Origin of the sequence: Staphylococcus sp. HMSC14D10 (genome assembly GCF_001808125.1) — a bacterium.
Classification (GTDB): Bacteria; Bacillota; Bacilli; order Staphylococcales; family Staphylococcaceae; genus Staphylococcus; species Staphylococcus haemolyticus.
In genome coordinates, this window is the sequence record NZ_KV792248.1 from 101,148 (window position 1) to 124,005 (window position 22,858).

The window sequence follows — 22,858 nt, forward strand, 5'->3', positions numbered from 1 at the left end:
TTAATGCGCTTGTTCTTCATTTAGTTTTTTGATTATTTCATAGGCACCCTGCTCTTTTAAAACACGGCTGACTGTTTCACCTAAATCAACAGGATTTTTACCAACTTCTGTGTGCTCATATCTCTTTGTACCGTCTGGAGTCATAATTAACCCAGTAAATTCAATTTCACCATTCTCCTTATTAGTTGCATACCCTCCAATAGGTACTTGACAACTACCATCCATAGCTGAAAGGAATGTTCTTTCAGCTATAACACAATTCGCTACTGCTTGATTATGAACTTTACTTAATAATTCCAATAGTTCGACATCATCACTACGACACTCTATACCTAATGCACCTTGTCCAATAGCTGGTAATAAAATATCTTTGTCCAGATATGTCGTTACAATATCATCTGACCAACCCATACGTCTAAGTCCTGCAGCAGCTAAAATAATTGCATCATAATCTTCTGTTTCTAATTTTTTAAGTCGAGTGTCAATATTTCCTCTTATCCATTTAATTTCTAAGTTTGGATATTTAGATAAAATTTGAGCACCACGTCTTAATGAACTCGTACCAATAATACTACCATCCGGTAATTCATTTAAAGGTATATGATTATTAGAAATATAAGCATCAAATGGAACTTCTCTATCAGGTATGCAACCTATTGTTAAACCTTCAGGAATGATACTTGGTACATCTTTAAGTGAGTGTATTGCCATGTCAATTTCTTTGTCAAAAAGTTCTTGTTGGATTTCTTTAACAAATAGTCCTTTACCGCCCACTTTAGATAATTGTTTATTTACGATGCGGTCACCTTTAGTGACAATCTCCTTAATTTCTATTTCAAGGGTTGGATCCACCGCTTTTAACTTATCTATAAATTGTTGACTCTGAGTTAAGGCAAGCTTACTTCTACGTGAGCCTACAACCAATTTGCGCATAATTGTTGCCTCCTAATGACATTTGAAATTTTAAGTGAAATGTGTTGTGAAAAATAGATTAATCATGCATAAGCAAAATAACATAATATTAAAGTAAATTAAATAAATTGTTTTAAACCATCGATTAATACGACTTAGTAGATAAATAGCGTAAAAAATTGTAATAATAGAAGATAGTACTACTTTAGGGTCAGCAAAAATACTATGTCCAATTGCATAGACACCCCACTGTGCGCCTAAAATAATACTCAAAATTAAAATAATGAAACCACTTAAAGATGAATAAAACACAACCGTTTCAAGTGTGGCTACGCTACCAATTCTAAAGTATTTTTGATCAAAATTCTTTTCCCTTAAATTGCGGTATTGAATAATATAAAGTAATGAATTTACAAAAGCTAATGCAAAAAGAGCATAACTTAATACCGCTAAGCCTATATGCACTAATAACAATTCATTTATAACTGTAATACGTTGCACATTTGTTGAGTAATGTTCAGGTTGAAAAGTATTCATCATCAATAATATAAATCCAATAACATTGAGAAAGAATACTGAAAAACTTAATACTTTAACTACATTTAAAACCAGTGCTATACATATAATTATCCATGATAAAAAGAAAAATACATCAAATAATGAACTCACCGGAATTTGATTATGCGAAGTGATATAAACAGACAAAGAGATTGTTTGCAATATCCAAACAATCCCTAATGTATAAATTCCTAATTCTCTAATTTTATGACTCTTTTTAACGAAATCTATAAAATAACAGAGAATACTAATTAAATATATAATTAATATTATTTCATGAAATCTAATAAACAGGGTCTCTTGCATATTATCACCATATTAATATGCTTATTCAAAACTAAAGATGTGACGGATAGAAACTTCTTTTTCTTTTTGTGCTTTACGAGCTTTAATATCCTCGTAAGGGTCTGCAGCATCAATATCAAATATGTTTTGAAATAGCTCTAATTTTTCATTACTTCTCTTATCATTACTCAATTCTTTGGCCTGTTTTATTGGATCTTTCAACATTTGATTAATAATACTTTTAGTATGTTTCGAAATGATTGTACGTTCTCTATCACTAAGATCAGGTAGCTTTCTATCAATACTATCCATTGTTTCTGACTGGATTGTCATTGCTTTTTCACGCAATGCTCTAATTACAGGTACAACACCTAACATATTTACCCAATCATTATGAGCCTGGACTTCATCAGGAATCTGACTTGCTATAAAGTCAGCTGCCATCTGACGTTCTCGCAAGTTAGCATCAACTAAACCTTTAAGATCATCAACGTCATAGCTGAAAATATTTTCGCTGATATTAACATTTGGTTCGATATCTCTAGGAACCGCAATGTCTATTAACAATAATGAAGAAGCTTTTCTATTAAGATTGACCGACTCAATCATAGATTTTGTAACAATAAAATCTGGCGAACTTGTTGAACTGATAACAATATCAGCATTAGTCAAAAGAGTTGGTAATGACTCAAGTTTATTATAATTTACGTCGTGCTTCGTTGCTAATTTATACGCATTAGTTTCAGTTCTATTAACGACAGTAATATCATCAATGCCACAACCTAATAAATTTAAGAGTGATAATTCACTCATTTCCCCTGCACCTATAATAATAGCTCGTTTACCTTTTAGTTTACCAAATACCTTTTTAGCTAATTCAACTGCTGCATATGAAACACTCACAGCATTATCTGCTATGTCAGTCTCATTATGAGCTTTTTTAGCGAAAGTAATAGCCTGTTTAAATAAATGATTAAAAATTGTACCAGTTGTTTGAATGTCTTGAGCTAAAAAGAATGCATCTCTCATTTGTCCAAGAATTTGAGTTTCACCTAATACAATTGAATCTAAGCCAGAAGTGACTCGCAGTAAATGTTCAACTGCTTCGTCCCCCACTTTAACTTCTGACATATTTTTTATATCATCTACATCAAATCCAAATGAACGCGCTAAAAATCTTTGAATATAGTAACGACCTGTGTGAATTTGATCAACAATAGCATATACTTCAGTACGATTACATGTAGATAAAATGACGTTCTCTAAAATAGATTTAGTTTCGAACAAATCTTCATGGGCTAATCGCAAGGCATCATCTCTAAAAGCTACTTGCTCTCTAAGTGCTACATCAGCAGTGCGATGATTTATACTTATAGCAATAAAATGCATTTATAACGCCCTCCAAAAACTAACAATACTGATATTATAACACATTATTTAATGATTTTAAGTTGATTGCTCAAACAAATTAGAAAGATTCTAATTTGAAGTCAAAATTTTGACACTTATCCCATTAAAAAATCTAAACAGAAGTTTGACCCCTGCTTAGATTAAAATAATTATAAATAATCAGCAATTAAATCCCATATTTGTTGCTGCTTTGTATTTTGAATTGATGAGTAACTAATAATCGTATCATCTGGATCTAAATCTAAATTCTCTTTAATATTTTTAATATGCTTTTGAATCTTACCCTTTGCAATCTTGTCCTCTTTAGTACAAATAACTAGTGTAGGTATATCAAAATGTTTTAAGTAATTATACATTAAAACATCATCTTCAGTTGGATTGTGTCGTAAGTCAACTAGTTGAATGACTAGCTTTAAACTCTCTCTCTTAGTCAAATATTCTTCAATCATTTTACCAAATTTCTCGCGTTGTGATTTACTCACTTTTGCATAGCCATATCCAGGGACGTCGACAAATATTAATTGATCATCAATATTAAAGAAATTTAATGTTTGTGTTTTACCTGGTTGTTGCGACGTGCGAGCCATATTTTTTCTGCCAATCATACTATTAATGAAAGAAGATTTACCAACGTTTGAACGTCCACTTAATGCCACTTCAGATAAACCTGTATCAGGATATTGAGCCTCTTGTACAGCACTTATAATCAAATCAATGTTATTAGGATTAATATTCATAAATTATCCTCTCTTTTGTAATTAAATTTAACTGTTTCATTATAATATATATTTCATTATATCTAAATAAGCAATTTTTTAATTAAAAAAGGAGCAGAACAGAATTCAAATAGAATTCGATGTTCCACTCCAACTTTAATTGTTTATAGGATCTAAAAAACATTTCACTTGTTCGGCGCAATCTTTACAGAGCGTACTCAAACTTAAATAACTTATATTATGCTGATGTTTTACTATCATTCAATAAGTTACCTTCAGAATCGTATAATTCTGGGTCAACTTCATCATTAATTGTTTTATCAGTAATAACAACTTTAGTTACGTCTTCTGATGAAGGAACATCATACATAATATCGATTAATGCTTCTTCAATAATAGAACGTAATCCACGTGCTCCTGTTTTACGCTCAATAGCTTTCTCACTTACCGCAGCTAATGCTTCTTCGGTAAATTCTAACTCAACATTATCAAGTTCTAACATTTTAGTATATTGTTTTACTAAAGCGTTCTTAGGTTGCGTTAAAATGTTTTTAAGCGCTTCTACATCTAATGTTTCTAAGTTAGCAACTATTGGCACACGACCAATAAACTCAGGAATTAAACCATATGATTGTAAATCTTCTGGGCGAATTTGTTCTAACAATGCTTCCTCATCGTATTTATCCGCTTCATTACTTGCAAATCCAATCACTTTTTCTCCTAAGCGACGTTTAATTACTTCATCGATGCCATCAAAAGCACCACCTAGAATGAATAAGATATTTGTTGTATCAATTTGTATTAATTCTTGGTTGGGATGTTTACGTCCACCTTGTGGGGGCACACTTGCAGTCGTACCCTCTAAAATTTTAAGTAAGGCTTGTTGAACACCTTCACCAGATACATCACGCGTAATTGATGTGTTTTCAGATTTTCTGGCAATCTTATCAATTTCATCAACATAGATAATCCCTTTTTCAGCTTTATCAATATCGAAGTCAGCTGCTTGAATTAATCGTAGTAAAATATTTTCTACATCGTCACCAACGTAACCTGCTTCAGTTAAACTTGTAGCATCTGCAATAGCAAATGGAACGTTTAAAGTTTTAGCTAATGTTTGTGCTAATAATGTTTTACCGCTACCAGTTGGTCCTATTAAAGCAATATTACTTTTTTGTAATTCAACTTCATCTTCATTAGGTCCTAATTGTTGGATACGTTTATAGTGATTATATACGGCAACTGCTAAAGATTTTTTAGCTTTTTCTTGACCAATAACATATTCATTTAAATGATCCATAATTTCTTTCGGTGTAGGCAGTTCAGTAAACTCTTCAGAAGTCGTTTGAGCTAATTCTTCTTCTACAATTTCTGAACATAGTTCGATACACTCATTACAGATATATACGCCACTTCCTGCGACTAATTTCTTAACTTGGTCTTGGTCTTTACCACAGAAAGAACATTTTAAATTTTCTTCATCTTCATTGAATTTAAACATTCATTTACACCTCTATTCTTAAACGACTATACTAGATAGCATTCTACAATGCAAATTCATGGTTAACAACTAAAATGCTTAAAATATAGAGTAGCAGGTTACATATATTGATGCACCTGCTACTTTAAATTTTAATTATTAATTTAACAATGAATTATTATTTATCTTCTTTAGTAGATTCAACGTATTTAGCATTGTCTCTAAGTAAGTCAATTACTTTTTGGATACGTACATCATTTTTAATAATGTCAGTATTACCTAAAGTATTTTTAATATCTTCAACTGAGATATTAAATTGTTTACTCATTTTTTCTAATTCTTTTTCGATATCTTCATCATTTGCTTCAATATTTTCTTTATCGGCAATAGCTGAAAGTGTTAAGTTTGTTTTAATGCGTTGTTCTGCATCATCTTTCATTTGTTCTCTTAATTGAGATTCATCTTGACCTGAAATTTGGAAGTAAGTTTGTAAATCTAATCCTTGTTGTTGGATTCTTTGACCAAATTCTTGAACCATACGATCTAATTCAGTGTCAATCATTGCTTGAGGAATATCGATTGTAGCATTATCAGTTGCTTTATTAATTGCTTCTTCTTTTTCAACATTTTCAGCTTCCTCAGCTTTTTGTTCTGATAAACGTTTGCGTAAGTTTTCTTTGTACTCATCAACACTGTTAGCATCTGAGTCTAATTCATTTGCAATTTCATCATCTAATTCAGGTACTTCTTTATATTTAATTTCATTTACTTTAGTTTTGAAAGTAGCTTCTTTGCCAGCTAATTCTTCAGCATGATATTCTTCAGGGAAAGTTACAACTACATCTTTTTCTTCACCTGTTTTAACGCCTACTAATTGATCTTCAAATCCAGGAATAAATGAGCCTGAGCCAATTTCAAGATCATAACCATCTGCTTGTCCACCTTCAAATTGCTCACCATCAACATAGCCATCAAAGTCAATGTTTACTGTATCTCCATTTTCAACAGCACCATCTTCTTTAACTACCATATCAGCTAAGTGTCCAAGGCTGTGGTCAATTGCTTCTTGTAAATCTTCATCAGTTAATTCTGAATCTTGTTTTTCTATTTCTAAACCTTTGTAATCACCTAATTGAACTTCAGGTTCAACAGTTACAGTAGCTTCAAATTCAAAATCTTTACCTTTTTCAATTTGTGTAACATTAATTTCTGGTTGAGCTACTGGATTGATTCCAGTTTCATCAATAGCTTCACCATATGCTTCAGGTAATAGAATATCTACTGCATCTTGATATAATGCTTCTACACCGAAACGTTGTTCAAAGATAGGACGAGGCACTTTACCTTTACGGAAACCAGGCACGTTAATTTTTTTAACTACTTTTTTAAATGCTTGATCTAATGCTTTGTCTACTTTTTCTGCTGGAACTGTAACTTTTAATAATCCTTCGTTACCTTCCTTTTTTTCCCAAGTTGCTGTCATGTATAAATACCTCCATGATTACATTTTTATTTTTTCAACTTCCCTATTATAGCACACGTCCTATACGGACACAAACAGTCTTTTATAGGGCTTAAAACACTTTTAAAATTCAATAATCTAACTTTAACGAATTAATTTAACAATATAAAATAATTTGCTCAAAGTTGACCATCAAGACTATTAATAAAATTTAATATTTTTACATTTCCTTTATTAGTTTGTATACCAATCATTGATTTAAAGTAAACATCATAACCAGTAATCCAATCATCACAGGTGTATAAATCGAATATATTGAGTGGATATAGTAATATAGCATGATTATTCATGGTATGTATTGCTTCATCAATGATATTGAGTGCTCCATTTTCTAGTTTATCAATTACTCGAGGAATTACTTGAGTTTTAAGTTCAGTATGTTCCAAACCATTAAGCTCATTAGGAATAACGTTAACTGTATAATTCATCTTGTTAATATTAATTGGTATATTGTAGCCAGCAAATCTTAAAAATTCTAGCATTAAACTTTTTAAATTATCTGCCTCAACCTCATTAGATAATAAAAAGGCTATAGTTTCTTTAAATTCATAATGCCCATTATCAATTAATTTAAGAACTAATTGTATTTGTTCATTCAAATTGAGTGTATTAAATTTAGCCAATGATTGGCTTGTGATATGTTTATCTTCATTGAATTGAGATTGAGCATATTCTTTTAATGGAAATAACGCCATTCTTGTTTTGTGACTTTGAACTTCGTCTATAATTTGATTGATAACATTTACAGACTCATAATACTGACCTAAGCCATTTAACGCCTTGATATAATATAACATTAACTCATCATACGCTTGAATACCTCTTTTTAAAAGTACAATAGCTTCTTCTCTTAACTCCAAAAACGAATTCAAATGATATAACATATCACATTTAATTAAGGCTAATGTCTCATCTAGTTCAAATTGTGCTTCATAATCTTCAATTAATTGATATACCGTTTCGTAATGTTGACTGTTATGAGATGATTTAATATCTTTATACAATTTTTGCTGTAGTTTTGGAAAAGGGATGATGTCTGACATGTTGTATCCCTCCTATAAATCTTTTAAAATTAATGCACTCCATGTTTCAAATTCATCATAATTACCAATACGCTCTTTTTCTAACCATTGAATTTTTAATGTATCTGTTTCACGTACTTCAATATCATTTGAGTTAACTTTAATTTTAAAGACTACACCTATATGTACTTTACCCACATCGTTTGTATCATCATTTATAAAACCTATATATTCCAAATTCTGAGAATTAGCTTCTAATAAACCGACTTCTTCTTCTAGCTCTCTTTGAGCATTTACCCTTAAAACTTCATTTACAGAACTTGCGCCAATCACATCATTCATGTGTCCACCTACACCGATAGAAGATTGACCATGTAAACGTGACTCTCCACCACCACTTAATCTTTTGTATACTAATATTTCATTTTTCTCATTTTCTAAAAGACAATATGATATTAATTGTTTATACGAAGGATCTTCTTCCATATCTCCACGTCTTTTAACTTCATAATTAGAAAAAGTATTAAATATCGCTTTACCTTGTGGATCATTTTTAGTTAAAAAGCCGTTAAAAGCATTTGACTCTTGTTCAAAAAGGATATCTCTTGATACTACTATTATTTGTTCATCATATTTAGACATAATGTTCTCCTTACATTAGTTTCTTAATTAGCATTTTATCAAACTAAATCATTAAACAACAAATAAAGGTGCATAAATTAATAATGTCCTATTCACCTGATGGTTAAAATAAAAAAGGAGTGGAACAGAAATAATATTTTTAAAAATTCATTTCATCATCCCACCCCGACAAAGTTGTTTAGAATTAAAAACTTGTTACAAATGAAAATTTAATTCAAGCAACTGTTGCCAATATATAATTATAGCCTGAGACATTAGATTATGTCACAGGCTCGGAAAAGTTAATTATTTTAAAGCTTCTTTAGCTTTTGATACTAACTCTGCGAAAGCTTTTTCATCTGAAATAGCAACTTCAGAAAGCATTTTACGGTTAATATTGATGTCAGCTTTTTTCAAGCCATTCATTAATCTTGAATAGCTCATGTCATGTTGACGTGCAGCTGCGTTAATACGTGTAATCCATAATTTACGGAAATCACGTTTACGTTGACGACGGTCACGGAAAGCGTATTGACCTGATTTCATTACTTGTTGTTTTGCTACTTTATATAGTGTGTGTTTAGCACCGAAGTAACCTTTAGCTAATTTAATCGTTTTTTTACGACGTGCTCTTGTTACTGTTCCACCTTTAACTCGTGGCATATTAAATTCCTCCTTAGATATAACAATTAATTATCGTTCATTTATCAATTACAATTATTTTTTATAAGCTAATAATTGTTTTACTCGTTTCATATCGCTTTTAGAAACTAATTTAGCTTTACGTAATTTACGTTTTTGTTTAGTATTTTTATTTGCAAATAAGTGTGATGTGAAAGCTCTTGAACGTTTTAATTGGCCTGAACCAGTTCTTTTAACACGTTTAGCTGCTCCGCGGTGAGTTTTCATTTTTGGCATGATTCATTTCCTCCTAATAATAGTGAATTATTTTTCGTTAATAGGCGCTAACATGATAAACATTTGACGCCCTTCCATTTTAGGTTTCTGTTCAACAGTGGCAATATCTTTACATTCGTCAGCGAATTTTTCTAATACGCGCTGACCAATTTCCTTATGAGTGATTGCACGACCTCTGAAACGAATAGAAACTTTACATTTATCGCCTTTAGATAAGAATTTACGACCATTTTTCAACTTAGTTTGGAAATCATGTTCCTCAATAGTTGGACTTAGGCGTATTTCTTTAACATTGATAACTTTTTGTTTCTTTTTCATTTCTTTTTCTTTTTTCTGCTGTTCGAATTTGTACTTACCATAATCCATAATTCTTGCAACAGGTGGTTTAGCATTTGGTGCTACAACTACTAAATCTAATTCAACACGTTCAGCCATTTCTAATGCTTCTCGTTTTGATTTAACACCAATTTGGTCACCATTTTGGCCAATTAAACGTAATTCTTTAGCGCGAATCTTTTCGTTAACTTGCGTTTGATCTTTTGCTATGGTTGACACCTCCCAAAATTTTACGAAATTTTCCAAGCAAAAAGAGCGGACAAATTATGCCCGCTCTTCTCTCATACACATTTATGTGTGACATGATTGACCTGCCAACTGCTTTAAGCGTCGCTACAGGTGAGAAACGGGTGTTTCTACTTGGTACGTTTCGTATTCAACGTTAATAATCATATCAGTGTATATCATATAAGTCAACAATTATTTTAATATTAGTGATGTTTTACTTCATCCATTGAAACATCTTGTCTTAAATCTACATTATCTAATGGAATTATCTTCGTTTTATATCTCAATTTATGATAAATAAAGAATACTAAGAAAACTGGGATTCCCATATATGTGATAATGAAGCGATTTAAATCGAAATGACCTGTTTTAATAAAATCAACATCTTGCCCAATTATGACAATAACACAGAGCAAGCCTGCGAATATAGGACCGAATGGGAACCATTTAGCTTTATACTTCAATTCCCTTTTACTATGATGTTGTTTTTCGAAAGCTCTTCTAAATCTGTAATGACTAATTGCAATACCTACCCATGCGATAAAGCCAGTCATACCACTAGCAGCAACTATATACTCATATGCATCACCACTTAGTTTTTGCACTAAGAAAATAATAACTACTAAAATCGCTGTTCCAACTAGTGATAGATAAGGAACACCATATTTATTCGTTTTACCAAACGAACGAAAAGCTAATTTATCTTTACTCATCGAATAAAGCATTCGTGTTGAGGCATACATACCTGAATTACCTGCTGATAATACTGATGTTAAAATAACTGCATTCATAAATGATGCCGCAAAAGCTAACCCTGCATTTTTAAACACGAGTGTAAATGGAGAAGTCGCAATATTATCATCGCCACCCATCAATGCATTACTATCGTAAGGGATTAACATACCTATAACAAATATTGCTAATATGTAGAATAATAATATTCTCCAGAATACTTGTTTAATAGCTTTAGGTACAGCGCGTTCTGGATTTTCAGATTCTCCAGCTGTAATACCAATTAATTCTGTACCTTGGAATGAGAATCCAGCAACTAGGAAGACGCCTAGTATTGATAATAAACTCCCACCTAAGTTACCACCTAGTATTGGTCCGTCACCTTTCGTAAATGTCTCGAAACCTACAAATTCTCCACCCATAATACCTAGTATCGTTAAAAGACCAATAATGATAAAGATAATGACTGTTACAACTTTGATTAAAGCGAACCAATATTCACTTTCACCATAAACTCTAACAGACAAAGAGTTTAGTGCGAATATAATAACTAAGAATATACAACTCCAAACCCATGCTGGAATACCAGCCATAGGTGTCCAATATTGAATGACTTGTGCAGCAATGGTTACATCTGCTGCAACTGTAATAACCCAGTTAAACCAATAGTTCCAACCTAACGCAAATCCTAATGATGGATCTACAAAACGTGTTGCGTAAGTACTAAATGAACCAGACACTGGTAAATACGTTGCCATTTCACCTAAAGATGTCATGAGGAAGAATACCATAGCTCCAATAATCGCATATGCAATTAAAGCACCTAGTGCCCCTGCATCGTGTATTGCTCCCCCAGAGGTCATAAATAATCCGGTACCGATACAACCACCCATTGCTATCATAGAAATATGGCGGTCCTTCAGTCCTCTTTTGATTCCATCATCTTGATTTTCGACTTTTTTCATAGAAGCTCCCTTTCTTACAGTAGAGGCTAACTAAAATAGTTTTGTTGTGTTATGCGATGATTATGAACGCATTCAAATTATACTTCCAAATAGTTTATAATTCTTTAAAGCATAAAAAAATGGTTGCATACCTTTTGATATGCAACCATCTGCTTAATCTATGTCGGTAGCACATCACAAATTGTGACAGTACAGTTTCTATTCGATAACTGTCCCAACAAATGATAATTAAGGTTATCATTCATTTCGGCATCTTTACCTTCCACACTTTCAACATACGTTCCTTAATAACTTCTGAAGTGTTACTAATTAAAGACGCAACCTCTAACTCTTTTTTAATTAACTATATAGTAATATACATTAAGCTATCATTTTTATCAAGACTATCTATGTTTTTTCAAACGAATTTCATCTACTAAACTCCAAATAAATTCATCTTTTTCAACTGTTTCTTGATCTTGAGAACCGTATTTACGTACATTGACTTGATTGTTTTCAACTTCTTTATCACCAACAACTATTTGATAAGGTATTTTTTGCATTTGTGCTTCACGAATTTTGTATCCCATTTTTTCATTACGGTCATCAATTTCTACACGTACACCTTGTGATTTTAATTCATCTTGTAAATTTCTAGCATAGTCATAATGTAAGTCAACATTAACAGGTATTATTTCAACTTGTTTAGGTGCTAACCAAGTTGGGAATGCACCCTTAGTTTCTTCAGTTAAGAACGCTACAAATCGTTCCATAGTTGAAACTACGCCACGATGAATAACTACTGGACGATGATTTTCACCATCGCTACCGATGTATGTTAGTTCAAAACGTTCTGGCAATAAGAAATCAATTTGAGCAGTTGATAAAGTTTCTTCTTTACCCATAGCAGTCTTAACTTGAACATCCAGTTTTGGACCATAGAATGCTGCTTCACCAATTGCTTCAACATATGGTAATCCCATTTCATCGACTGCTTCTTTTAACATAGTCTCAGCTTTGTTCCACATTTCATCATCATCCATATACTTCTCTTTATCTTCTGGATCTCTGTAACTTAATCTGAATGTGTAATCTTCAAAGCCAAAGTCACTATATACTTCTTGAATCATGTTAACAACACGTTTAAATTCATCTTTAATTTGATCAGGTCTAACGAATATGTGTGAATCGTTTAATGTCATTCCACGTACACGTTGTAATCCTGATACAGCACCACTGGCTTCATATCTGTGCATAGTTCCTAATTCTGCAATACGGATAGGTAGTTCACGATAAGAATGAGGACGATTATTATAGACCATCATATGATGTGGACAATTCATAGGTCGTAATACCATTTCTTCTGTTTCGTCTAATTTCATTGGTGGGAACATATCATCTCTATAATGATCCCAGTGTCCAGAAGTTTTGTATAACTCTACATTTGCTAACACTGGAGTATATACGTGGTCATAACCCATACTTACCTCTTTATCAACTATATAACGTTCAATTTCTCTACGGATTGTAGCACCATTAGGCAACCATAATGGAAGACCTGCACCTACTAATTGATTGTTAGTGAAAAGCTCTAAATCTTTACCAATTCGACGATGATCACGCTCACGACGTTCTTCAAGCATCTCTAAATGTGCTTTCAAATCTTTTTTATCAAAGAATGCTGTACCATAAATACGCTGTAACATTTTGTTATTGCTATCCCCGCGCCAATATGCACCGGCAGTTGAAAGTAATTTAAATTCTTTGATTTTTGAAGTTGAAGGAACGTGTACACCACGGCATAAATCAGTAAATTCACCTTGTGAATATAAAGTAACACTTTCATCTTCAGGTATAGCGTCAATTAATTCCAATTTATAAGGATCATCTTTGAAGAATGATTTAGCTTCTTCTCTTGATACAACTTTACGTTCAATTTTATGATTTTCATCAACAATTTGTTTCATCGTTTTTTCAATTTTTTCAAAGTCATCTGACGAAACCTTTTCATCCATATCAAAATCATAATAAAACCCACCGTCTATAACAGGGCCAACTCCAAACTTAACATCCCCATATAAACGTTTTAAAGCTTGGGCCATTAAATGGGCAGTAGAATGACGTAAAACTTCAAGCGCTTCATCACTACCTGGAGTCACAATTTCAATTGAACCATCTTCTTCTAATGGTCTAGTTAAATCAACCATTTGATTATTATATTTACCAGCAACCGCTTTTTTTCTTAATCCAGGGCTAATTGATTGTGCAATTTCTTCAGTTGTTACGCCTTTATCAAACGCTTTCGAATTACCATCTGGGAATTGAACATTTATTTGATCCATTATAAAACCTCCATAAATAAATTCTAATTTCGTTGAAATAAAAAAACTCGCCCCTAAAAAAGGGACGAGTTCGTCGTGGTACCACCCTAGTTATTTAGCAATAGCTAAATATCTCTACTTAAGATAACGGTCTTGAGCCGGGCATTGATTACCAACACCTAATGATGAAGGAGTAATAATTTAATTTGTTAGCTAATCTCTCATCATTTATTAGCTCGCTGTATAACATGGATTAAATTATCATATCTTCAATTATTTCAACGATTAAGATTTATCTTAATTATACAATAGTTATTTTAAATTTCAATTGTTTCTTAAATTTTTACCATCCAAATAATATGGCGTTGATAAAGATTTAATTCTTTCAATAATTCTAGCAGCTTTTGTTTCTTCCGCACCTTCACGTGTGATAGATAAATGATGTTCTAGCTCATCAAAATTTAAATTGGATGAGAAAAACGTTGGTAGTTCTTGAACCATGCGATAGTGTAGTAATGGTCCAATTACTTCATCTCTAACCCAAGGTGTTACTTCTTCCGCACCTATATCATCTATCATTAATATATTTGCCTCTCGTATTCGTTGTAACTTTGTTTCATAACTACCATCTCTGAAACCACTTTTTAGCGTGCGAATATATTCAGGTAAATAAACAATCGTAGAAGCAACACTTTTAGCTTTAAGTTGATTGGCAATTGCACCTAGAATAAATGATTTCCCAGTTCCAAATGGACCGTGAATATACATTCCTTTTACATTTTCTCCATTAACTAATTTTTTACAGATATCATTTACATTTTTAGCAATAACTAATCGGTTCAAATCAGTGTCATAAATATCTTTCATCTTAGCGTTTAATGTATCACGTTGCATATGGTGTGATGTGATTAAGTGAGAATTAAATCTTTCTTCATCGTGTTTAATTTTGCAAGGGCACATATTATAACGTATTTTAATTCTATTATTGTCGATATATAATTCAGGTACATGACCTTTAACAAAGTTTGGACAATTTTCATAATCATGCCCATCATAATTTTTTTGTTGATCTTTATACTCTTGTAACACATTTAAGTCATTATCAATGATTTCATTGGTTAATTCAGATTGATGTTCATTTAAGAATGATTTAACATCAGGATCGTTGACGACTTGTTTTTTTATTTTAGCAATTCTTTTTTCTAAATCGCCATTTGATTTGATAATACTATTGAATGATTTCATTTAATCCTCCTCCCAATCGCGTTTTAATTGTTCACGAAACGCAGCTCTTTCCTTTTCAAACTGTTCTTGTTCTTCTTTAGTCGTTTCTTTATCAGTATTTTCTTGACCTCTATTTTTTAACCATTTAGGTGTTTTTTCTCTAGATACAATCTCACGTGATTTTGAATAACGTTTTCTTGATTGACGTTGGTCATTACCTTTATTTTCTGATTTTGATTCATTTGCTTTTAACGCATAGTTATATGCTTCTTTTGCAGTCTTAATACCTAATTTTTTCCAATTAGATGCGATTTCTAAAATATATGTTTTAGGTAGTTTCATCTCATTTTTTAGCATTACAAATTGTAAAAGAATATTAATTACACCAAAGTTTAATTTTTCTCTTTCAACTAACTCTTCAATCATTTTCTTTTGTTGAAATGTTGGTTCTGATTCTGACCATGACGCCAACATATCTATTGGACTTGTTTCCTCTAACAATTGAAACCAATCATCATTTGAAGTGGGTTGACTTGAAGACACAGATTGATTGTTACTATTCACTTCATTTTGATTACTAGCCTTAGTCTCTAGTTCAGGTAATTGTTGATTATGTTCAATTAAATAATACGAACGCGCATGCTTTCTCATTTCTTCGTATGATAATTGTTGATTACTTGTAATAGAATTTAATATAATTCGTTTCATAGCATCTTCTGTTAAACCATACAATGTAGCCAATTGAACAATTAAATCTCTAGCTTCTTTAGTTATAATTTCATCGCTAATAAAATGATGACGTAGCATTTCTTTTAAAATCTCAAAATCAAATGATACATTGGATAAATCTATACCATGATATGGTTTTTCTTTTTTTATTGATGAAGCATCAATAGTAACGCTTGAGTGTGGAATTTTAAAAACATCAGTAAACTTGCGAGTTACTTGTTGAAACCCACTTAAATCAAAATCATGCTTTTTAAAATAATTTTTTAAGCTTTTAAAACGTTGTTTATCGACTTGGTTATATAGATAAATTGATAACATAGGATCATTAAAAAATTGATAGGCAGTTGGTGGCTGTATCAATTCGTAAATAAAAAATGATTGTTGTTCATCATGCTTTACATATGTTTTAAATAAACCGATTGCTTCCAATAAATCCATATACTGTCTAAATTCTGATAAATTCATTTTCAATTCATTCATTATTGTGTAATGCGTTAATGTGTCATCACTATTCACGAATTGGTTCATAAAGTGATATGTACCTATCGCTTGCGCGCCAATTAATGGCATATACAATCTATTAAGTATTTCCAAATGATTATGATTTATTTGGAACTGACGATACACTTTAAAACCGTCATGTGGACTCAAACCATACTCATACGATTGTAAACTCATTTATATATCACTCCGTTTATTATCGTTCAAGATACCTTGCATTGATGCTAACAATTGATCAACATCTTTAAACTCTTTATAAACTGAAGCAAATCTCACATAAGAAACTTGATCGACATGCATCAACAGGTTCATAACATGTTCACCAATATCTCGTGAAGATATTTCAGTTTGTCCGCTATCACGTAGCTGCCATTCAACTTTATTAGTAATATCTTCTAATTGTTGATAACGTACTGGTCTCTTTTCACAAGATCTAACAAGACCATTTAAAATTTTCTCTCTTAAAAATTGTTCTCGAGTTCCATCTTTTTTTACTACAATTAATGGACTTACTTCTATATGTTCGAACGTCGTAAATCGAGTACCACAATTTTCGCATTCTCTTCTTCTTCTAATTGCATTTGCATCATCGGCATGTCTAGAATCAACTACACGCGAATGTGTTGAACTACATTTTGGGCATTTCATATCTTCACCCTCTTGAATAGATTATGATTTATTATACTATAAAAGCATTCTTGACAAAAGAAGTCTAATTCTCATTTAAATTAGACTAAAACAAAAGTATCTTAATAAGAATCTAGTTATATGCATAATATATTTCTTAAATGACAAGAATGTGTGAAAGTTTAAATACAAAATCACATAAAAATAAAATACGAGACTATCAAATCTTAGTCAAAAGATTTAACAGTCTCGTTTTAATTTATAGTGATATCTTCTTAGTTAACCGTTGCAACATTTTCAGAGGCAATTAATTTAGCAATTTGTTGAGCAACTTCAACTACTCTATTTGAGTAGCCCCACTCATTATCATACCATGCAATCACTTTTACTTTATTATCATCCATCGCAATTGTGTTTTGAGCGTCAATAACTGCTGAATTAGGATTTGTATTGAAGTCCATTGATACTAGTGGCGCGTCTTCTACATCAAGAATACCATCTAGGCCAGCATTTCTGAATGCATCATTGACTTGTTCAGCTGTAACATCTTCTTTTAAATCTACAACTAAGTCTACAAGTGACACGTTTTTAGTTGGCACACGTAAAGCTAAGCCATGCAATTTACCTTCTAATTCTGGAAGTACTTCTTTTAAAGCTTTAGCTGCGCCAGTTGAAGTTGGAATAATACTTTCATTACATGAACGTGCACGACGTAAATCTTTATGCGGATTATCAATATTATTTTGATCGTTAGTAATCGCATGTACTGTTGTCATAAGACCGTTAACGATGCCAAATTTATCATTAAGCACTTTTGCTACCGGACCAATGCAGTTAGTTGTACAAGATGCATTACTAAAAATGTCATATGTATCTACATCTAATTGGTTATCATTTACCCCTTTAACCACCATTTGTACATGGCCACCCTTAGAAGGACCAGTTAATAATACTTTTTTAGCACCTGCATTAATATGACCTATTGCTTTATCGCCATGGTTAAATTTACCTGTAGCTTCAATTACAATATCAATGTCTAAGTCTTTCCAAGGTAAATTTTCAGGGTTACGGTCAGAAACAAGTTTAATATCTTGTCCATCGACACGGATACCGTTCTCAATTGGTTCTACTTTTTTATCAAATCTACCATGAGTAGTATCATAATTTATTAGATGTGCAATTGTTTCAGGTGGATAGCTTGCGTTAATCGCTACAACGTTTAAATCTTCTTTATGTAATGCGATTCTTAACACCATTCTACCTATTCTACCCATACCATTAATTGCAATATTTGTTGACATTTAAAGCACCCCTTGATCGTTTGTTTATATGTTATACTTTATAAAAATAGTGTAACATAATAATTTGATTTTGAAAGCGTTTTCTATTAATTTTTAAAAATTTTTTAATCGACAATATTTGATTAACAAAAAGCTCTAATAGACTTCTCTATGTAAAAATTTGACATTTACATCATTCATCTACTAGAGCCGAAGCATAAATAATTGCTTAAGCAAATTTTATATATCTTTGTTAATAAAACCTTTATCAGTCAATAGCTGTTCTAAGTTTTGTTTCAGTTCCAACTTATCCCCTAGGTTATCAATAACATGGTCTGCCATTCTACTCTTTTTATCTATTGATATTTGACTATAAACGCGCGCTTTCGCATCCTCTAGCGACAATTGATTTCGCTCCATCAATCTCTCAATTTGAATACTTTCAGACGTGTATACTAACCATACTTCTTCAACTGTATTTTGTAATTCATTTTCAAAAAGAAGCGGGATATCCATAATGACATCATAACCTTGATTAAGATATGATTGCTTTTCTTCTTCCATTATTTCTCTAACTATAGGATGCACAATATCATTTAACTCTAAACGTTTCTCTGGGTGATTAAAAACAATTTCACCTATATATTTGCGATCCATTTCACCTTCCTCAGTGATAGCACTATCACCAAAAGCTGCTCTAACTTGTTCTAAACCTTTGGTTCCTTTTGCAACAGCTTTTCTTGCAGCTATATCAGCATCAACAACTTTAAAACCAAATGCTGTTAATAACTCAGAAACCGTTGACTTTCCAGTGGCAATACCACCTGTTAATCCAATAACTTTTGGCATAAATATTCACTCACCTTTATTTCTGACAATGTGGACAAAAATGACTATTTCGCGATGCAATGACTTTTTGCTCAATATCATGACCACATATTTTACATGTCTTTTGTTTATATACATTTAAGTGTAATTGCATTTCTCCTGTTTTGCCATCAGCATGACGATAATCAGAAATGCTAGTACCGCCATTATTTATACCCTCATTTAATACTTCTTGAACATAATAAAATAACATTTGTCGTTCTTGATTAGATACATCTTTTACTTTTCTCTCAGGTAAAACGCCTGCTCTAAATAACGCTTCACATGCATAAATATTTCCACAACCTGCTATCATTTTATGATCAAGCAACATTTGTTTAATAGGTTTGTTTTGGTATTTCTTAAGTTTAATCCGGTCTAAAAAATAGTTTAATGCATTGTCATCAAAAGGTTCAGGCGCAATTTCAAGAAAAGCTGGATAATCATTATAAGTAGCCAGATTTCTTAGTTCACCAAATCGTCTAATATCAGAATAAACAAGTTGTTTACCATTATCTAAATGAAACACAACATGCCAATGTTTTCGATAGTTAGGTGTACTAATATCTGATAATTTATCGACAATAAAAAATCCGCCTGCCATACCTAAATGACTTAATATAATACGCTGGTTGTTATTTTTTTCAATAGTGAAGACAATATATTTACTTCTTCTATCAACGGATTTTATTTTAAAACTTTCACTATTCAATCTGAAACCATCCAAATTAATTCCTTTAATAATTGTCTCTTTTCCTTGTTGTTTACCCTCAATAACTTTGTTTGAAAATGTCACACTTTTAATAGTTGCATTCAATATATAAGGCTCTATACCCCTTTTAACGTGTTCAACCTCTGGTAATTCTGGCATTTCTAATTCCTCTTTCTATTTTGCATCATACCATGTAGATCCATAGTTAGAATCTACTTTTAACGGCACATCTAATTGTAATGCGTGTTCCATAATTTCCTCAACAAATAAACTAAAATCTTCAACTTCATTTGCAGGTACTTCGAAAATTAATTCATCATGTACTTGTAGTAATAATTGAGCATGATATGACGTTCGTTTAATTTGTCTATCAAATTCTACCATTGCTAATTTAATAATATCTGCTGCACTACCCTGTATTGGAGTATTCATTGCCGTACGTTCAGCAAAACCTCTCAAATTAAAGTTTCTACTATTAATATCTGGTATATATCTACGACGGTGCAATAATGTTTCAACAAATCCATCTGCTTTCGCATCTTTAACAATATCAGACATGTATTGTTTTACACCTGGGAAACTTGCCAAATAATCATCTATAAATGCTTTTGCTTTATTTCGAGTAATGTTTAAGCTCTGGCTCAAACCATAATCACTAATACCATATACTATTCCAAAGTTAACAGCTTTAGCTTGTCTTCTCATTAAAGCGTTAACTTCATTCGCTTCTACATTAAATACTTTCATCGCAGTAGCAGTATGAACATCTCTTTCATTGATAAATGCTTCTTTCATACTTTCATCTTGGGTAATATGAGCAAGTACACGTAATTCAATTTGAGAGTAATCAGCTGATAATATCACACTATCATTTGAAGTAGGCTTAAAAGCTTTTCTAATCTTACGTCCTTCTTCAAGACGGACAGGTATATTTTGTAAATTAGGATCTACACTTGATAAACGACCAGTTTGTGCTAATGTTTGATTGAAGCGAGTATGAATTCTGTTATCTTTACTTATGACTTTTTGTAATCCCTCTACATAAGTGGATTGTAATTTTGATAATTGACGATATTCAAGTATATAGTCAATGATTGGGTGCTGACCTTGTAACTGCTCCAACACATCAACTGCAGTAGAATATCCAGTTTTTGTTTTTTTAATGACCGGTAGTTCTAGTGTTTCAAATAATACTACACCTAATTGTTTAGGAGAGTTAATGTTAAATTCTTCCCCAGCCGCTTCGTGAATATTACTTATTAGTAAATCTAATTTTTCTTGAATTTCAGACTGCATTTGTTTTAAATCATTAATATCCGTATAAATTCCTGTTTCTTCCATTTCACTTAAAATACGTGCAAGTGGAAGTTCTAAATTTAACAATAGATCAATTTGTTGGTGCGATTCTAATTCAGCAACCATTTCAGGTTTGCAGGCATAAATTGCCTCTGTGATTGTAGCAATATGCTTATTTAAAATTGCGTCTTCTGGAACATGTCGCTTTTTCCCTTTGCCATAAACTGAAATATCATCTTGAACAAAATTTTGATTATAATTACTTACTACAGAGTTTACATCATCTATCGTTCTCGATGGATCAATAATATAACTTGCTAACATAACATCAAATACAATATTTTTTATATCTATATCTAATCTATGCGCAACAACGTATGTTTTTTTAGCATCATAAACAATTTTTTCTGTAGTATCATTCTCTAGCCATTTAATCAATTCAGGATATTCCTTTAGTTGATCGGAAGCTATTACAACATGGTCCACTCCATCATAAAATCCAAATTTTAAAATTGTATCCTGTAAGTAATTGGTACCATCTACTTCGATGTGAATCACAGCTTCTTTTAATTCTTTAAAATTTATGTTGTTAAAATCATTACTCACTTCAATGACTTTATCCTCGTGATTCTCTTCAGTAATATTACTATCTATATCAGATAATAATTGTTTGAATTCTAACTTTTTGAATAATTCAATTTTATCTTTATTATCATCTTGATTTTCTAACTTAGTATCTTGTAATGCAACTTCAATTGGGCTATCTTTATTAATTGTTGCTAATTCTTTACTCATAAATGCATCTTCACGACTGTTTTCAAGTTTTTCCTTTAATTTTTTTCCTGAAACAGATTCTATATTGTCATAAACACCTTCAACAGTATTGAATTGTTTCAATAATTTGATAGCCGTCTTTTCACCTACACCAGCAACGCCAGGGATGTTATCAGATGTGTCACCCATAAGTCCTTTCATATCTATAATTTGACTTGGATTAAGTCCATCATATTTTTCATTAATGAATTCTGGAGTATAATGATCAACATCTGTTACACCTTTCTTAGTGTAATAAATTGTAACATTATCAGTTGCTAACTGTGTCAAATCTCGATCACCAGTAACAATAATCGTTTCAAACCCTTGCTCGTTAGCTTCTTTACTTAATGTGCCTATAATATCATCAGCCTCATAATTTTCTAACTCATAGTGCTTTATATGGTAAGTATCTAATAATTGTCGAATGTATGGGAACTGTTCGCTTAACTCAGGTGGGGTACTCTGTCTTCCGCCTTTGTATTCACTAAATTTTGAATGTCTAAATGTTGTTTTGCCGGCGTCAAACGCAACTAAAAAGTGTGTTGGTTGTTCTTTTCTTATAATCTTTTCTAATAACATAGCAAAACCGTATACTGCATTCGTATGTATTCCTGCTTTGTTAGAAAGTAGTGGTAATGCATAAAATGCTCTAAAACTTAAACTATTACCATCAATTAAAACTAATTTATTCAAAGCGTATACCTCCAGAGTGATTTTATTTTATTTTAGCATATAACCTGTGCCATAACGAATGTATGGTTTATACAATAACTTTTCACACTCTACATTACTTATTATTTA

Annotated in this window: 20 protein-coding genes, 1 riboswitch and 1 other annotated feature; all 20 genes read right to left on the minus strand. The window is 31.7% G+C overall.

Annotation, left to right across the window (positions count from 1 at the left end; genetic code table 11):
* Window positions 1-933, minus strand: coding sequence for a hydroxymethylbilane synthase (hemC, locus tag HMPREF3134_RS04820; RefSeq protein WP_070441115.1), 933 nt, complete (start codon window positions 931-933; stop codon window positions 1-3).
* A 30-nt stretch (window positions 934-963) separates the two neighbouring features.
* Window positions 964-1,776 (minus strand): cytochrome c biogenesis protein, encoded by an 813-nt coding sequence (ccsA, locus tag HMPREF3134_RS04825; protein ID WP_070441118.1) that lies wholly within the window; start codon window positions 1,774-1,776, stop codon window positions 964-966.
* A 21-nt stretch (window positions 1,777-1,797) separates the two neighbouring features.
* Complete coding sequence (hemA, locus tag HMPREF3134_RS04830; RefSeq protein WP_070441121.1) at window positions 1,798-3,144, minus strand: glutamyl-tRNA reductase; 1,347 nt, start codon at window positions 3,142-3,144, stop codon at window positions 1,798-1,800.
* 170 nt (window positions 3,145-3,314) lie between these two features.
* The gene (yihA, locus tag HMPREF3134_RS04835) at window positions 3,315-3,902 is read right to left on the minus strand and encodes a ribosome biogenesis GTP-binding protein YihA/YsxC (protein ID WP_070441124.1); all 588 of its coding nucleotides are present in this window, start codon (window positions 3,900-3,902) and stop codon (window positions 3,315-3,317) included.
* 217 nt (window positions 3,903-4,119) lie between these two features.
* Window positions 4,120-5,382 (minus strand): ATP-dependent Clp protease ATP-binding subunit ClpX, encoded by a 1,263-nt coding sequence (clpX, locus tag HMPREF3134_RS04840; protein ID WP_033080133.1) that lies wholly within the window; start codon window positions 5,380-5,382, stop codon window positions 4,120-4,122.
* 157 nt (window positions 5,383-5,539) lie between these two features.
* Complete coding sequence (gene tig / locus HMPREF3134_RS04845; protein WP_070441127.1) at window positions 5,540-6,844, minus strand: trigger factor; 1,305 nt, start codon at window positions 6,842-6,844, stop codon at window positions 5,540-5,542.
* A 158-nt stretch (window positions 6,845-7,002) separates the two neighbouring features.
* On the minus strand, window positions 7,003-7,926 hold the full coding sequence (locus HMPREF3134_RS04850; protein ID WP_070441130.1) for a hypothetical protein: 924 nt from the start codon (window positions 7,924-7,926) through the stop codon (window positions 7,003-7,005).
* A 12-nt stretch (window positions 7,927-7,938) separates the two neighbouring features.
* Window positions 7,939-8,547 (minus strand): NUDIX domain-containing protein, encoded by a 609-nt coding sequence (locus tag HMPREF3134_RS04855; protein ID WP_070441133.1) that lies wholly within the window; start codon window positions 8,545-8,547, stop codon window positions 7,939-7,941.
* 285 nt (window positions 8,548-8,832) lie between these two features.
* Window positions 8,833-9,189 carry a 50S ribosomal protein L20 gene (gene rplT, locus HMPREF3134_RS04860; protein WP_011275545.1) on the minus strand — a complete coding sequence of 119 codons (357 nt, stop codon included), beginning with the start codon at window positions 9,187-9,189 and terminating at the stop codon, window positions 8,833-8,835.
* Between the two features lie 54 nt (window positions 9,190-9,243).
* Window positions 9,244-9,444, minus strand: a complete 201-nt coding sequence (gene rpmI / locus HMPREF3134_RS04865) for a 50S ribosomal protein L35 (protein WP_002448990.1) — start codon at window positions 9,442-9,444, stop codon at window positions 9,244-9,246.
* Window positions 9,445-9,471: 27 nt separating this feature from the next.
* On the minus strand, window positions 9,472-9,999 hold the full coding sequence (gene infC, locus HMPREF3134_RS04870; RefSeq protein ID WP_029376631.1) for a translation initiation factor IF-3: 528 nt from the start codon (window positions 9,997-9,999) through the stop codon (window positions 9,472-9,474).
* Between the two features lie 22 nt (window positions 10,000-10,021).
* Window positions 10,022-10,148, minus strand: a sequence feature (ribosomal protein L20 leader region).
* A gap of 63 nt (window positions 10,149-10,211) precedes the next feature.
* Window positions 10,212-11,705, minus strand: coding sequence for an amino acid permease (locus tag HMPREF3134_RS04875; RefSeq protein ID WP_070441136.1), 1,494 nt, complete (start codon window positions 11,703-11,705; stop codon window positions 10,212-10,214).
* Window positions 11,706-11,864: 159 nt separating this feature from the next.
* Window positions 11,865-12,040, minus strand: a riboswitch (Lysine riboswitch).
* A gap of 48 nt (window positions 12,041-12,088) precedes the next feature.
* Entirely contained in the window at window positions 12,089-14,026 is a 1,938-nt protein-coding gene (thrS, locus tag HMPREF3134_RS04880; protein WP_070441139.1) for a threonine--tRNA ligase, read from the minus strand.
* Between the two features lie 303 nt (window positions 14,027-14,329).
* A complete protein-coding gene (dnaI, locus tag HMPREF3134_RS04885; RefSeq protein WP_053024752.1) occupies window positions 14,330-15,250 on the minus strand; it encodes a primosomal protein DnaI in 921 nt (306 codons plus the stop codon).
* Window positions 15,251-16,636, minus strand: coding sequence for a replication initiation and membrane attachment family protein (locus HMPREF3134_RS04890; protein ID WP_070441142.1), 1,386 nt, complete (start codon window positions 16,634-16,636; stop codon window positions 15,251-15,253).
* Window positions 16,637-17,107 carry a transcriptional regulator NrdR gene (gene nrdR, locus HMPREF3134_RS04895; protein WP_037551021.1) on the minus strand — a complete coding sequence of 157 codons (471 nt, stop codon included), beginning with the start codon at window positions 17,105-17,107 and terminating at the stop codon, window positions 16,637-16,639. It lies immediately after the preceding gene.
* Between the two features lie 254 nt (window positions 17,108-17,361).
* A complete protein-coding gene (gap, locus tag HMPREF3134_RS04900; RefSeq protein ID WP_070441145.1) occupies window positions 17,362-18,387 on the minus strand; it encodes a type I glyceraldehyde-3-phosphate dehydrogenase in 1,026 nt (341 codons plus the stop codon).
* Window positions 18,388-18,606: 219 nt separating this feature from the next.
* Window positions 18,607-19,215 carry a dephospho-CoA kinase gene (coaE, locus tag HMPREF3134_RS04905; protein WP_070441148.1) on the minus strand — a complete coding sequence of 203 codons (609 nt, stop codon included), beginning with the start codon at window positions 19,213-19,215 and terminating at the stop codon, window positions 18,607-18,609.
* A 16-nt stretch (window positions 19,216-19,231) separates the two neighbouring features.
* Entirely contained in the window at window positions 19,232-20,104 is an 873-nt protein-coding gene (mutM, locus tag HMPREF3134_RS04910) for a bifunctional DNA-formamidopyrimidine glycosylase/DNA-(apurinic or apyrimidinic site) lyase (protein WP_070441151.1), read from the minus strand.
* A 15-nt stretch (window positions 20,105-20,119) separates the two neighbouring features.
* Window positions 20,120-22,750: a DNA polymerase I gene (gene polA, locus HMPREF3134_RS04915; RefSeq protein WP_070441154.1), complete on the minus strand. Its 2,631-nt coding sequence runs from the start codon at window positions 22,748-22,750 to the stop codon at window positions 20,120-20,122.
* Between the last annotated feature and the right edge of the window lie 108 nt (window positions 22,751-22,858).

Coding starts and splice junctions, on each gene's coding strand:
- coaE (WP_070441148.1), bottom strand. CDS start 19,215: ATGCCAAAAGTTATTGGATTAACAGGTGGTATTGCCACTGGAAAGTCA.
- dnaI (WP_053024752.1), bottom strand. CDS start 15,250: ATGAAATCATTCAATAGTATTATCAAATCAAATGGCGATTTAGAAAAA.
- rplT (WP_011275545.1), bottom strand. CDS start 9,189: ATGCCACGAGTTAAAGGTGGAACAGTAACAAGAGCACGTCGTAAAAAA.
- hemC (WP_070441115.1), bottom strand. CDS start 933: ATGCGCAAATTGGTTGTAGGCTCACGTAGAAGTAAGCTTGCCTTAACT.
- HMPREF3134_RS04875 (WP_070441136.1), bottom strand. CDS start 11,705: ATGAAAAAAGTCGAAAATCAAGATGATGGAATCAAAAGAGGACTGAAG.
- nrdR (WP_037551021.1), bottom strand. CDS start 17,107: ATGAAATGCCCAAAATGTAGTTCAACACATTCGCGTGTAGTTGATTCT.
- HMPREF3134_RS04890 (WP_070441142.1), bottom strand. CDS start 16,636: ATGAGTTTACAATCGTATGAGTATGGTTTGAGTCCACATGACGGTTTT.
- mutM (WP_070441151.1), bottom strand. CDS start 20,104: ATGCCAGAATTACCAGAGGTTGAACACGTTAAAAGGGGTATAGAGCCT.
- gap (WP_070441145.1), bottom strand. CDS start 18,387: ATGTCAACAAATATTGCAATTAATGGTATGGGTAGAATAGGTAGAATG.
- tig (WP_070441127.1), bottom strand. CDS start 6,844: ATGACAGCAACTTGGGAAAAAAAGGAAGGTAACGAAGGATTATTAAAA.
- HMPREF3134_RS04850 (WP_070441130.1), bottom strand. CDS start 7,926: ATGTCAGACATCATCCCTTTTCCAAAACTACAGCAAAAATTGTATAAA.
- thrS (WP_070441139.1), bottom strand. CDS start 14,026: ATGGATCAAATAAATGTTCAATTCCCAGATGGTAATTCGAAAGCGTTT.
- rpmI (WP_002448990.1), bottom strand. CDS start 9,444: ATGCCAAAAATGAAAACTCACCGCGGAGCAGCTAAACGTGTTAAAAGA.
- HMPREF3134_RS04855 (WP_070441133.1), bottom strand. CDS start 8,547: ATGTCTAAATATGATGAACAAATAATAGTAGTATCAAGAGATATCCTT.
- ccsA (WP_070441118.1), bottom strand. CDS start 1,776: ATGCAAGAGACCCTGTTTATTAGATTTCATGAAATAATATTAATTATA.
- hemA (WP_070441121.1), bottom strand. CDS start 3,144: ATGCATTTTATTGCTATAAGTATAAATCATCGCACTGCTGATGTAGCA.
- yihA (WP_070441124.1), bottom strand. CDS start 3,902: ATGAATATTAATCCTAATAACATTGATTTGATTATAAGTGCTGTACAA.
- clpX (WP_033080133.1), bottom strand. CDS start 5,382: ATGTTTAAATTCAATGAAGATGAAGAAAATTTAAAATGTTCTTTCTGT.